11 protein-coding genes are annotated in these 13,022 nt (G+C 57.6%); 4 read left to right on the top strand and 7 right to left on the bottom strand.

Translation table 11 applies throughout. The features are described from left to right. The first annotated feature begins 88 nt into the window (after window positions 1–88). Window positions 89–421 carry an Hpt domain-containing protein gene (locus RLO149_RS20310; RefSeq protein ID WP_013963961.1) on the top strand — a complete coding sequence of 111 codons (333 nt, stop codon included), beginning with the start codon at window positions 89–91 and terminating at the stop codon, window positions 419–421. Here RLO149_RS20310 and RLO149_RS20305 read toward each other — a convergent pair. Further along, window positions 418–1,212 (bottom strand): SDR family NAD(P)-dependent oxidoreductase, encoded by a 795-nt coding sequence (locus RLO149_RS20305; protein ID WP_013963960.1) that lies wholly within the window; start codon window positions 1,210–1,212, stop codon window positions 418–420. The two genes, RLO149_RS20310 and RLO149_RS20305, sit on opposite strands and share 4 nt — an antisense overlap. A gap of 8 nt (window positions 1,213–1,220) precedes the next feature. Next, complete coding sequence (gene ilvA, locus RLO149_RS20300; protein ID WP_013963959.1) at window positions 1,221–2,453, bottom strand: threonine ammonia-lyase IlvA; 1,233 nt, start codon at window positions 2,451–2,453, stop codon at window positions 1,221–1,223. A gap of 128 nt (window positions 2,454–2,581) precedes the next feature. Between ilvA and RLO149_RS20295 the strand changes: the two genes are divergently transcribed. Further along, window positions 2,582–3,802, top strand: a complete 1,221-nt coding sequence (locus tag RLO149_RS20295; RefSeq protein ID WP_013963958.1) for an argininosuccinate synthase — start codon at window positions 2,582–2,584, stop codon at window positions 3,800–3,802. 2 nt (window positions 3,803–3,804) lie between these two features. On the opposite strand, the gene RLO149_RS20290 is transcribed toward RLO149_RS20295, so the two are convergent. Next, window positions 3,805–4,503, bottom strand: coding sequence for a sulfotransferase-like domain-containing protein (locus RLO149_RS20290; protein ID WP_013963957.1), 699 nt, complete (start codon window positions 4,501–4,503; stop codon window positions 3,805–3,807). A 192-nt stretch (window positions 4,504–4,695) separates the two neighbouring features. On the opposite strand from RLO149_RS20290, the gene msrA reads away from it, so the two are divergent. After that, window positions 4,696–5,358, top strand: coding sequence for a peptide-methionine (S)-S-oxide reductase MsrA (gene msrA / locus RLO149_RS20285; protein WP_013963956.1), 663 nt, complete (start codon window positions 4,696–4,698; stop codon window positions 5,356–5,358). On the opposite strand, the gene RLO149_RS20280 is transcribed toward msrA, so the two are convergent. Both RLO149_RS20280 and RLO149_RS20275 read right to left on the bottom strand, forming a co-directional pair. Next, a complete protein-coding gene (locus tag RLO149_RS20280) occupies window positions 5,355–6,227 on the bottom strand; it encodes a ribokinase (protein WP_013963955.1) in 873 nt (290 codons plus the stop codon). The genes msrA and RLO149_RS20280 overlap by 4 nt on opposite strands. Next, a complete protein-coding gene (locus RLO149_RS20275) occupies window positions 6,227–8,482 on the bottom strand; it encodes an NADP-dependent malic enzyme (RefSeq protein ID WP_013963954.1) in 2,256 nt (751 codons plus the stop codon). The genes RLO149_RS20280 and RLO149_RS20275 overlap by 1 nt, the downstream gene beginning before the upstream one ends. Window positions 8,483–8,617: 135 nt before the next feature. Here RLO149_RS20275 and mutS point away from each other — a divergent pair, with 135 nt between their 5' ends. Then, on the top strand, window positions 8,618–11,254 hold the full coding sequence (mutS, locus tag RLO149_RS20270) for a DNA mismatch repair protein MutS (RefSeq protein WP_013963953.1): 2,637 nt from the start codon (window positions 8,618–8,620) through the stop codon (window positions 11,252–11,254). Window positions 11,255–11,281: 27 nt separating this feature from the next. On the opposite strand, the gene RLO149_RS20265 is transcribed toward mutS, so the two are convergent. Continuing rightward, window positions 11,282–11,845 (bottom strand): nucleotide exchange factor GrpE, encoded by a 564-nt coding sequence (locus RLO149_RS20265; RefSeq protein ID WP_013963952.1) that lies wholly within the window; start codon window positions 11,843–11,845, stop codon window positions 11,282–11,284. A gap of 9 nt (window positions 11,846–11,854) precedes the next feature. Next, window positions 11,855–12,919 carry a heat-inducible transcriptional repressor HrcA gene (hrcA, locus tag RLO149_RS20260; protein WP_013963951.1) on the bottom strand — a complete coding sequence of 355 codons (1,065 nt, stop codon included), beginning with the start codon at window positions 12,917–12,919 and terminating at the stop codon, window positions 11,855–11,857. Window positions 12,920–13,022: the final 103 nt, after the last annotated feature.

Raw genomic sequence — 13,022 nt, 5'->3', positions numbered from 1 at the left:
GGTAAAATTGAACGCAAAACAGACAGGTTCTAAACACAGATTTAGGAATTCAACGTCATACCCGCGAAATCATGCATAGGATAACGAGATGATCGATTGGGACCGTGTTGCCGCATTGCGAGAAGAAGTCGGCGAGGAAGACTTCGATGAAGTTGTCGAGCTTTTCTTGCAAGAGGTCGACGAGGAGATTGAGACCCTCGCGGCGCAGTCGCCTCAGGATGGGTTGTCGGAAAAGCTACACTTTCTGAAGGGCAGCGCACTCAGCCTGGGGTTTCGCGAATTCTCTGGTTTGTGCCAAAATGGCGAAGCGGCCTTGGCCAAGGATCCCACCGCACATGTTGATGTGGCGGAGCTGCATAGTAGCTATCAATCCTCCCGAAGCTCTTTTCTAAGCGACCTACCCAAAAAATTTGCGTGCTAAACGAGTTTGTAAAACCTCTGTGGCAGCGCATCGCCAAACTGTTTGATGGACCGCGCGCGGAGGTTTTGCATCCCCGAAACCCAACGGTCATGGTCTTCAGCACGCGCCAGCGCATATTTTTGTACCTCAGAATGTGGCAACACGAGGAACTGGCGCGCAGCCATGGCATGAAGCACGCAGCTTGCAACGTCGTCCGCCGTCAGCAAAGACCGCCCCTCCGCCGTCTCTGCATTCTTTAAACCAATCATAGGCGTTGCGACGTACTGCGGGCAGACCAGCGATACGTCAATTTTATCATGCGCATGTGCGATGGCGATCGATTCCGCAAAGCCAACCGCAGCATGTTTGCTTGCCGAGTATGCCGCATCGCCGATCTGATTCAAAAGCCCCGCCGCAGAGGCAATATTGACCAGATACCCACCGCCGCGCGCCGCCATCAAAGGGATGAGAAAACGCGCAGCATAGACATGCGCCATGAGGTTAACGGACAAACAACGCGCCCAATCAGCATCATCACCCATTGACGACCCGGCACTCATGACACCGGCGTTGGACACAAAGACATCAATCGGCCCGACCTCACGTTCGACCCTTTGGGTTGCATCTTGCAGATCCTGCTGGACGCTGACGTCACATTTGACAAACGCCGCGATGTTCACCCCGGAGGCAGGCGCATCGGCGATATCAAACACACAGACCTGTGCGCCCAGCGCCTCAAATAATCGAACCAGCGCAGCGCCGATGCCGCTGAGGCCACCGGTTACAACCACTGTTTTGCCGGTATAGTCCATGAAAGCCCTCAAATTACAAACTGAGCAAGGGTCTCGTCATTTGTGATATCCGTATAGGTGAATCCCGCGTCATCAATCCGCTGGAACATATCAATGAAGTTGTGCGGATCATCCGTTTCGATCCCAATGAGCACGGAACCAAAATTGCGGGCTGACTTTTTCATATACTCAAACCGGGTGATATTGTCCTGCGCCCCCAGCGTTTGAAGAAAATCTTTCAATGCCCCGGGTCGTTGCGGCAAGCGCAGGATGAAGTACTTTTTCAACCCGGCATAGCGTTGCGCGCGCTCTTTCACTTCGGGCAACCGTTCGAAATCGAAGTTGCCCCCGGAAGCGATACAAACAACTGTTTTTCCTTTGATTGCATCGGAAATTTCCGCGAGCGCCTCGACCGCGAGCGCACCCGCCGGTTCCAACACGATGCCTTCGATGTTCAGCATTTCGACGATGGTGCCGCAAATGCGATCTTCAGACAGATCGATAATATCTTCCGGCGCAACATCATGCAGCCTTGCAAATGTACGCGCGCCGATCTTGGCAACCGCGGCGCCATCGACAAAGCTGTTGATGGGCGACACATCCACGGGTGCGCCCTCGCTCACCGCGGCGGCAAGGCTCTTGGCGCCTGACGGTTCTACAAATGTGTATTGCGTATCCTGCTGGAAATAGCTGCGTGTTCCGGCGGACAAACCGCCACCGCCCACCGGCAGAACGATGCGATCGGGGGCACGGCCCAGTTGATCCAGGATTTCCGTCGCGACCGATGCCTGCCCTTCGATCACGTCTTCATCGTCAAAAGGGGACAGAAAATGCGCATTCTCCTGTGCGCAAAACGTCTGCGCCTGCGCCAGTGTCTGGTCAAAATAGTCACCCACCAGCCGAACTTCGACGAAGGCGCCGCCGAAAACTTTCGTTTTCATCACCTTTTGATCAGGCGTTGTCACCGGCATGAAAACCACGCCGTGCACACCGAAGTGTTTGCACATAAAGGCAACGCCCTGCGCATGATTGCCCGCGCTGGCACAGACAAAAACATCATGCGCAGGGATCACTTTGCGCATGGCGTTGAAAGCGCCGCGCAGCTTGTACGATCTGACGGGGCTTAAATCCTCGCGCTTGAGCCAGATGTCAGCATCGTATTTTGCGCTCAGCAGATCATTGCGCATCAACGGCGTCGCAGGAAAGACATCGCGCATGGCAAGGGTTGCAGCATCGGCACTTTGGCGGAACGGAGTGGTCATCTTGAGCCTTTTGATAGGTAATCCATTGTCGATACGCCGCACCCCTGCTCAGGTCAACGCAGGCTTCATTCTTGCCGACGACTTCAAAACCCGTTAGGCCGCTTGGCAAATCGAAAAGGAAGATTTCCATGTCCGCGCCAAAAAAAGTTGTGCTCGCCTATTCAGGTGGCCTTGATACCTCAATCATTCTCAAATGGCTGCAAACGGAATACGGCTGCGAAGTCGTGACCTTCACTGCCGATCTGGGACAGGGTGAAGAGCTTGAACCCGCCCGCGCCAAAGCCGAGATGATGGGCGCATCCGACATCTACATCGAAGACGTGCGCGAAGAATTCGTGCGCGATTTCGTCTTTCCGATGTTCCGCGCCAATGCGGTTTACGAGGGGCTGTACCTGCTGGGCACGTCCATCGCGCGCCCCTTGATTTCCAAGCGTCTTGTCGAAATCGCGGAAGAAACCGGCGCGGATGCCATCGCCCATGGCGCAACCGGCAAGGGCAACGATCAGGTGCGGTTCGAACTGGCCGCCTATGCGCTGAACCCGGACATCAAGGTTATCGCCCCCTGGCGTGAATGGGATCTCTCCAGCCGCACCAAACTGATTGATTTTGCTGAAAAGAATCAAATTCCGATTGCCAAGGACAAACGCGGCGAAGCACCGTTTTCCGTCGATGCCAACCTGCTGCACACCTCCTCCGAAGGCAAGGTTCTCGAAGACCCCGCCGTGGATGCGCCCGACTATGTCTATCAGCGGACCGTCAACCCCGAGGATGCGCCAGACACGCCCGAGTATATCGAGATCGGTTTCGAAAAAGGCGACGCGGTCAGCATTAATGGTGAGGCGATGTCCCCCGCCACGATCCTGACCAAGCTGAATGAGATCGGCGGCAAACACGGCTGCGGGCGTCTTGACCTTGTTGAGGGGCGTTTTGTCGGGATGAAATCGCGCGGTATCTATGAAACACCCGGCGGCACGCTTTTGCTCGAAGCGCATCGTGGAATCGAATCGATCACGCTGGATCGCGGGGCAATGCATCTCAAGGATGAGTTGATGCCACGCTATGCTGAACTCATCTACAACGGTTTTTGGTTCAGCCCCGAGCGCACGATGCTGCAAGCCGCAATTGACGCCAGCCAAACCCATGTCACCGGCACCGTGCGTCTCAAGTTGTACAAGGGTCTTGCCCGGACCGTCGGACGTTGGTCTGATCATTCGCTCTATTCAGAGGCGCATGTGACCTTTGAAGATGACGCAGGGGCCTATGACCAGACCGATGCCGCAGGCTTTATCCAGTTGAACGCCCTGCGCCTCAAACTGCTGGCAGCGCGGGACCGTCGCCTGAAAAAGTGACACTAATAGGCGGTTTTTAACGCTGCAAGCTGCTGGTAATAGGGTAAGGCAGCGTCGCAAAGTTCCTGAAGGTGGGGCGCCAACACCGGCATCTCCCCTTCGGGACCGGCAAACCCCGTGCTGCGGTGCACCGCACCATACCAATGCGCGGCCCAGACACCATCATCGCGCCGCGCACCCGCAGGCCAATTCAGCATCGCAGGATCAAACGGCAGATTGATGGCCGCGCACAGCGCTGTCAGACTGCGTTCTGGGTCTGCGCGAATGTCAAAACTGTCGATCACCACGCCGCCCACCTGCTGAAACAGCGCCAACTGCTGCGGATAGCCGATCATCTCCAGCGTCAGTTCGTCCCATTTCGCGGCATAGCTCGCGATCACCCGTGCGGGATGACGGATCAGATGCACATTCACGCATTCCCGCGCCCAATCCATCGGGAAACCATCCAACATATGATGTGGCATGTGCTTCATATAGACATGCGGCGTGGTCTGCGGGGCCAGACACAGGGCTGCAACCGCCTCCGGATCGTTTTCATGAGCGCGCAGAATTTCGTCCCGCATCGGGTGTTCAGTACCCGTCGCAGCCAGAAAGGGCGCGTAAAACGGCTCGTCCATGATCGAGAAATCAGACCGCGCGCCAAAGCTGTACATCATCGCTGTTGAGAGGTTTCTGGGTCCCGACCACATGGCAATACGCATTACGACACCAACCTTGCGTCGTGTTTTATTTCAAAACCCATGATGTGATCCTCTGGAAGTGTTGCAAAGCACCGTAAAAATGCCGGTACAGGCTATCAAGATGTAAACTGTTTTCACCTGCGCGTGAAAGAGCATGAATATACATTGCGCGATGATCGCAATCTCGTCACCCTTGCTGCAAGGAGACACAAAATGCTGAACATTTCATCCCTTAAAACCTATGCTTTGGCCGGTATGATTGCCCTTGGGCTGTGCGTTCAAGGCACGCAGAGCCACGCAGCCGAGCTTGAGACGATCACCGTCGCAGGCGGGTGTTTCTGGTGTGTCGAATCCGATTTCGAACGCGTCACCGGCGTGAAAGAAACCGTATCGGGGTTCATGGGGGGGTCAGTTTCAAATCCCACCTACAAGGAAGTCACCAGCGGCGGCACCGGCCATTACGAGGCTGTGCAGATCACCTTCGACCCTGACGTGGTCAGCCGCGACACACTTTACGCAATGTTCTTTAGATCAGTTGACCCCACGGATGAAGGCGGGCAGTTTTGCGACCGGGGTGAGAGCTACCGCACCGCAATTTTCGCAGAAACGCCCGCGCAAGCCGCCGCTGCGTTAACCGCCAAGGCGAATGCAGCCGCCGCGTTAGGTGTTCCCGTCGTGACGCCTGTGCTGGACGCCTCGACCTTCTATCCCGCCGAGGCCTATCATCAGGATTACTACAAAGGCACGCGATTGGTGATCACCCGCTTTGGCCCCAAACGACAGGCGTCTGCCTATAAAGCCTATCGCGAAGCCTGCGGGCGCGACGACCGCGTCAAGGAACTCTGGGGTGCGTCTGCCCCCTTCGTGGGCGGCTAACCCAGCCGCATATCCTGAATTTCTTTCAGATCGGGAATGACATCCGCCGTTCCAACCCGCGTCACCATCAATGCCGCCGCTCGCGTGGCAAGATCAATCGCCTGCGCCATCGGCATACCACGATCCAGCCCCGCAATCAGATAACCAGTGAAGGTATCGCCCGCGCCGGTCGTATCAACGGCGGTGACATCCAGCGCCGGAAACAGGCAAGGTTCGGCCCCGCGCGACAGCCACTTGCAGCCCCGCGATCCCATGGTCACGATGACATCAGAAACCGGCAAATCGCCTATGTCAGAGCCTGTTTGTGCGCTCAGTTGCGCCGCTTCAACTGCGTTGAGCACGAGCAGATCAAGATGTTCCATCACCGTATTGACAGCCGCCGCATCAAACGGGGCCGCGGCGTAGATCACCCGCACGCCCAGTTTGCGCGCTGTCTCTGCGCCGTAAGCCTGACCGCTGGTTTCATTTTGGGTGACAAAGCTGTCGCCGGGCGAGGCCTCGGCCAAAGCCGCACCGATCATCGCATCCGTAATCGCGCGGTTTGCCCCGGCGAACACAACGATGTCATTCTCGCCCGCCTCATCGACGCAAATGTTTGCGTGGCCCGTGGGTTCATCCACCCGTGCGATGTGGCGCGTATCAACACCATATTCCAACAGCCGCTCCGACGCCCATGCACCGTCGGGACCAACCGCGCCGATATGGAACACGCGCGCCGCCGCGCGGGCGGCCGCCACGGACATATTCGCGCCCTTCCCGCCCAGGCCTTGGGAAAAACCGGTCGCGGCCAGCGTTTCACCCGGTCCGACCAGATGCGGTACGCGATACACGTTGTCGGCGTTAATCGACCCGAGGTTATAGATCGCCATCAGCCGACCTTGCAGGCCGCCAACACGGCCATGTTCAGGATGTCATTTGCCGTCGCTCCAGTCGAACAAATCTGAATAGACCGATCCACACCCGCAAGGATCGGCCCAATCACCGTCGCCCCCGCCATTTCCTGCATCAATTTCACCGAGATGCTGGCAGAATGGCGCGCGGGCACGACAAGGATATTCGCAGGGCCCGTCAGTCTGGAAAACGGATAGCTCGCCTGCACCGTTGCGTTCATCGCAACATCGACGGTCATCTCGCCTTCGTATTCAAAGGTCACACCGCGCGCGTCCAGAACCTTGGCCGCATCCGCCATTTTGGTTGCCCGTTCCGATACCGGATAGCCAAAGGTCGAGAAACTGACAAAGGCGACGCGCGGCTCCAGCCCCATGTTCCGGGCAACGGTCGCTGCGCGTTCGGCGATATTGGCCAGATCGACCTCATCGGGCCATTCCTGCACCAGCGTGTCCGCGATGAAAACGATCCGCCCCTTGTGCAGGATTGCCGTGATCCCCGCAGCACCGCTTTTGACATCCGCGTCAAAGACGTGGTTGATCCGGTCCATGATATGCGCCGATTTTCGCGTCGCCCCGGTGACAAGCCCGTCCCCATGTCCATGCGCGAGCATCAGTGCGGAAAACACGTGGCGATCCCGCGCCGCAAGCCGGTGAATGTCCTGCGCGTCAAAGCCGCCCCGGTTCAGCCTGCTATAGAGAAAATCCTTGTAGGTATCGAGGTGCGTCGTGTTGGCGGCATTAACGATTTCAATCTCGCGCACCGCGTCGGGCATGCCGGCCTGCTCCAGCTTTTCTTTCACATCTTCCTTGCGGCCAACGACCAGCGCTTTACCCAAACCAGAGCGTTGATACATCACCGCCGCGCGCAACACGCGCGCATCATCCCCTTCGGCAAAGATCATCCGGGCCTGATTTGCCCGCGCGCGCGCATTTATGCCGCGCAAGATGCTCGCCGTCGGGTCCATCCGGGTCTTGAGCGATAGCTCATAGGCTTCCATGTCGATGATCGGGCGGCGCGCGGCCCCTGTGTCCATACCCGCCTTGGCCACGGCGGGCGGAACACGGTGGATCAGACGCGGGTCAAACGGCGTCGGAATGATGTAATCCCGCCCGAAGGACAGGTTTTTGCCATAGGCCAGTGCGACCTCATCCGGCACATCCTCGCGCGCCAGCGCTGCAAGGGCGTGGGCGCAGGCAATCTTCATCTCGTCATTGATCGCGCGGGCATGAATATCGAGCGCGCCGCGAAAGAGATACGGAAACCCGAGAACATTGTTGACCTGATTGGGATAGTCACTGCGGCCCGTGGCAACGATGGCATCCGCGCGCACGGCATGCGCCTCTTCGGGGGTAATTTCGGGATCAGGATTGGCCATGGCAAAGATCACAGGATCTTCGGCCATGCTGGCAATCATGTCCTCTGTCACTGCCCCTTTGACGGACACACCAAGGAAGACATCCGCCCCCTTCATCGCTTCTTCAAGCGTGCGTGCCTCGGTGGCGACCGCGTGGCCTGACTTCCACTGGTTCATGCCCTCGGCACGGCCCTGATAGATCACCCCCTTGGTGTCACACATGATGCAGTTCTGATGCCGCGCACCCATCGCCTTGAGCAATTCAAGGCAGGCAATCCCCGCCGCCCCGGCCCCGTTCAGGACAATGCGCACGTCTTCGATCTTCTTGCCCGACAGATGCAGCGCATTGATCAAACCTGCGGCACAGATCACAGCAGTGCCGTGTTGGTCGTCGTGAAAGACGGGGATGTCCATCTCTTCCTTCAGGCGCTGTTCAATGATGAAACACTCAGGCGCCTTGATGTCTTCAAGGTTGATGCCGCCAAAGGTCGGCCCCATCAGTTTGACAGCATTGATAAAGGCGTCGGTGTCCTCGGTATCAAGCTCTATGTCGATGCTGTTTACATCGGCAAAACGTTTGAACAAAACCGCCTTGCCTTCCATCACGGGCTTGGACGCGAGCGCGCCCAGATTGCCCAGCCCCAACACCGCCGTCCCGTTCGAGATCACCGCCACAAGGTTACCCTTGTTTGTATAATCATACGCCGTCTCGGGGTTGGCCGCGATTGCCTCACAGGGCACCGCAACGCCGGGCGAATAGGCAAGGCTCAGATCCCGCTGCGTCGTCATCGGTACGGTGGCCGTTACCTCGAATTTTCCGGGGGTCGGCTCCAGATGGAAGGCGAGCGCCTCTTCTGCGGTAACGCGGGTCTTTGTCATCGAATTTCGCCTTTATTGGTGATCTGAGCCATCAATCCTTATCTTAGGCAGCTCAGCGCCTCAAGCAGGCTGCGTTTGTGCTTTTCCCCCCTGCCGACGATTTGTAAGGTCACGCGAACCGCGGGGGATTATTCAATGACCGTCACGCCCATGATGGCGCAATATCTCGACCTGAAGGCAGACTACGCCGATGCGCTGCTGTTTTACCGCATGGGTGATTTCTACGAGATGTTCTTTGAGGATGCCGTCGCCGCTGCCGATGCGCTGGATATTGCGCTGACCAAACGTGGCAAACATGACGGTGCTGACATCCCCATGTGCGGCGTGCCTGTCCATGCCGCCGAAGGCTATCTGCTGACACTCATCCGCAAGGGGTTTCGGGTTGCTGTCTGTGAGCAGATGGAAAGCCCGGCAGAGGCGAAAAAACGCGGTTCCAAATCTGTGGTGAAACGCGATGTTGTGCGGCTGGTGACGCCGGGAACCCTGACCGAAGAAACCCTGCTGGAGGCGCGGCGCAACAACTATCTGACCAGTTTTGCCCAAGTTAGAGACGCGCAGGCCCTCGCATGGGCTGATATTTCGACCGGTGCTTTTCATGTCATGCCCCTCTCTGCGCTGAAACTTGGCCCGGAGCTTGCGCGCCTCTCGCCGTCGGAACTGATCTGTTCGGAAAGCGCGGAGAATGACCTGCGCGAGATTGCCGACGACTTTGGCATTGCACTGACGGGCCTTGCCCGCGCGTCTTTTGACAGCACCTCGGGGGAGCAGCGGATCTGCGATCTCTTTGGAGTGGAAACGCTGGATTCCTACGGCGCATTCACGCGCGCTGAGGTCGCGGCGATGGGCGGGGTCATCCAATACCTCGACATCACGCAAAAGGGTAAACTGCCGCTGCTGCGACCCCCACAAAGGGAAACCGAAAACCGAACCGTTCAGATTGACGCCGCCACCCGTCGCAACCTCGAACTGACGCAGGCGCTGTCGGGGGGGCGGGCCGGGTCCTTATTGGCCGTGATTGACCGGACGATCACCGCCGGCGGTGGCCGTCTGATGTCGGCACGCATTGCCAGCCCGTCGCGCGACCTTGAAACCATCACCAACCGGCATGATGCTGTTTCTTTTGCGCAAGAACGGCACGATCTGTGCAGCACCCTGCGCGATCACCTGCGCAAGGTGCCCGACCTTGATCGCGCACTGTCACGCCTGTCACTGGATCGTGGTGGACCTCGCGACATGGCAGCGATACGCAACGGCTTGACGCAGGCCGCGGTCCTCTTTGACACCCTGTCATCGGATGATCTGCCCATGCTTTTGGCCGGTTCGGTCAATGATCTGTCCGGCCACGAGCGGCTGATTGATCGGCTCGACACCACGCTGGTCGCGGAGCCACCCTTACTGGCCCGCGATGGCGGCTTTATCGCTGCGGGGTTCGACGCAGAACTGGATGAAGCACGCAGCCTGCGGGACGAAGGGCGCGGCGTGATCGCCAGGATGCAGAAGGAATTTGCCGCGCTGACCGGCATCACATCGCTGAAAATCAAGCACAACAATGTCTTGGGCTACTTTATCGAAACGACAGCCACACATGCTGAAAAGATGTTGTCCCCGCCCATGTCGGAAACTTTCATCCACCGGCAGACAACCGCCAATCAGGTGCGATTCACCACGGTTGAATTGTCTGAGCTTGAAACAAAGATCCTGAACGCGGGCGGGCGGGCACTGGAAATCGAAAAGCGTCTCTATGAAACGCTGAAATCGGATATTCTGGCCTGTTCCGCCCGGATCGCGCAGACCGCATCCGCACTGGCAGAGCTTGATTTAACTGCGGCTCTCGCGACCCTTGCCACGACAGACGGATGGGTGCGCCCCAAGGTCGATAAAAGCCGGGCCTTTGCCATTGAAAACGGGCGTCACCCTGTTGTGGAACACGCGCTGCGCCAGCAATCCGGTGATCCCTTTATCGCCAATGACTGCGACCTTTCCGCCGAAGGGGACACTGCGCAAATATACCTGCTGACCGGTCCGAACATGGCGGGTAAGTCGACGTATCTGCGGCAAAATGCGATCATCGCGCTGCTGGCACAAATGGGCAGTTTTGTTCCGGCTTCATCCGCGCATATCGGTCTGGTCAGCCAACTGTTCAGCCGTGTGGGCGCTTCGGATGATCTGGCACGTGGGCGGTCGACATTTATGGTCGAAATGGTTGAGACCGCTGCCATTCTAAATCAGGCGGACGACCGCGCGCTGGTGATCCTCGATGAAATCGGGCGCGGGACGGCGACATATGACGGGCTGTCCATCGCCTGGGCCACGCTTGAGCACCTGCATGATGTGAATAAAAGCCGCGCGCTGTTCGCCACGCATTACCATGAAATGACCGCGCTGGCGGGCAAGCTGACCGGCGTTGAAAATGCAACCGTGACCGTAAAAGAGTGGGAGGGGGATGTCATTTTCCTGCATGAGGTCAAAATGGGCGCAGCGGATCGATCTTACGGTGTGCAGGTGGCGCAGCTGGCAGGTCTGCCGCCTGCGGTCATCACGCGCGCACGCGCCGTGCTTGAGATCCTTGAAAAAGGCGAGCGCGAGGGTGGCGCGACACATAAGACGCTGATCGACGATCTGCCGCTGTTTTCCGTAGCCCCCGCCCCTGCACCACCTCCGGCGAAAGCTTCGGCCGTTGACGCGCAACTGGCTGAGATTCACCCGGATGAACTAACACCCAAACAAGCGCTTGAACTGCTGTACCAATTGAAAGAGGCGGCCAAACCCTGACCGCCCCCTGAAACTCGTCGCCGATGTTTAGCCCGCAGGTGTGGAAGAAACCCCAACCTGCGCTGGACGTAGCAGTCGGTCGTGCAGCATGAAGCCTTCGGCCGCGACCTGAATGATATCACCAGCTCTGGTGCCGGGCACAGGGGCTTCAAACATCGCCTGATGGTGCTGCGGATCAAACCGGTCCCCAACCTCTGGCGCGATCACTTCAATACCATGCTTTTTGAACACGCTGAGCAATTCGCGCATGGTCAGTTCAATGCCCTCCAGCAGGGCGGCGTTTTGTTCCCGCTGCTCATCAGTGACGGCCTCAAGCGCGCGTTTCATGTTGTCATACACAGGCAGCATGTCGCGGGACAGCTTGGATCCGCCATAGTTTTCAGCTTCGCGACGGTCTCTGTCCGAGCGCTTGCGTGCGTTTTCGGCATCCGCCAAGGCCCGCATGAAGCGATCCTTTAGCTGATCACGCTCAGCACGCAGCTGTTCGACCTCAAGCGCCTCTTCATCAATCTCTTCCATCTCTTCCGCATAGGCGTCTGCCTCGGCATCTTCGATGTCATCCAGGAAATCTTCGTTCTTCGGCTCTGCCATCTTAACCCTCTAGCTCCGATCAGCGATCAATTTACCAACCAGTTGCGCCGTGTAGTTCACAATTGGAACAATACGGCCGTAATTCAATCTCGTCGGACCAATGACACCGACGGCACCAATGATCTTTCGATCAGCGTTCATATATGGGGAAACCACCAGAGAGGAACCCGAAAGTGAAAAAAGTTTGTTTTCAGAGCCAATAAAAATGCGCACACCGTCGCCTTCTTCGGTTCGCTCAAGAAATTCGGCGATATCACGCTTGCGTTCAAGGTCATCAAACAACAGGCGAATGCGCTCGAAATCCTCTCCTTCGCCATCCTCGGTCAGCAAATTGGACCGACCCCGCACAATCAAACGCTCATTCTGATCGCCCTCGCCTTCCCAAACGGCCATACCGCTTTCCACAAGAGCCTGCGCCAGCGAATCAATTTCCTGTCGCCGGTTCCGAATTTCCTTTTTTATCGCGCCATGCACTTCGCTGAGCGTCTTGCCCTCAATCAGCGCGTTCAGGAAATTGGCCGCCTCGCGCATGGAACTGGGTGTCTGACCTGCAGGCGGCGAAAAGAGGCGATTCTCAACGTGACCATCGGCAAAGACCAACACCACCAACGCACGTTCAGGCGACAGCGATACAAATTCGATGTGCTTGATCGGCGCTTCGTGTTTGGGGGTCATCACCAGCGACGCGCCTTGCGTCACACCCGACAGCGCGGAGCCGACACGATCCAGAAGACCACTCACGTCTTCGGCGTTTGAGGACATGGTCGCGTCGATCTTCTCGCGGTCCGTCTCATCCGGGTCACCGATTTCCAACAGGCCATCAACAAACATGCGCAATCCCATCTGCGTCGGAATTCGCCCCGCGCTGATATGCGGGCTATCCAGCAGACCGAGGTATTCGAGATCCTGCATCGTATTGCGTATGGTTGCGGCACTTACCTTTTCGCTGAAATCACGCGTCAGGGTGCGCGACCCTACCGGGGCGCCATCTGCCAGATAGCCCTCAACCACGCGCCGGAAAACCTCGCGCGAGCGTTCGTTCATCTCTCCCAGAATATTCGGCACATCATTCATAGCTGATCCCTATACCAAATTTGATAAAAGCATAAACCACAGAGTTTTCAATCGGGGTTGCATCGGGACCGTTCGGCCCTGTATCGACATGACGCACATGTAA

The sequence above is a fragment of the Roseobacter litoralis Och 149 genome, assembly GCF_000154785.2.
In the GTDB taxonomy this organism is placed as follows: Bacteria; Pseudomonadota; Alphaproteobacteria; order Rhodobacterales; family Rhodobacteraceae; genus Roseobacter; species Roseobacter litoralis.
Note: the sequence above shows the minus strand (reverse complement) of the source record. Positions and strands in the feature narration are given on the sequence as shown.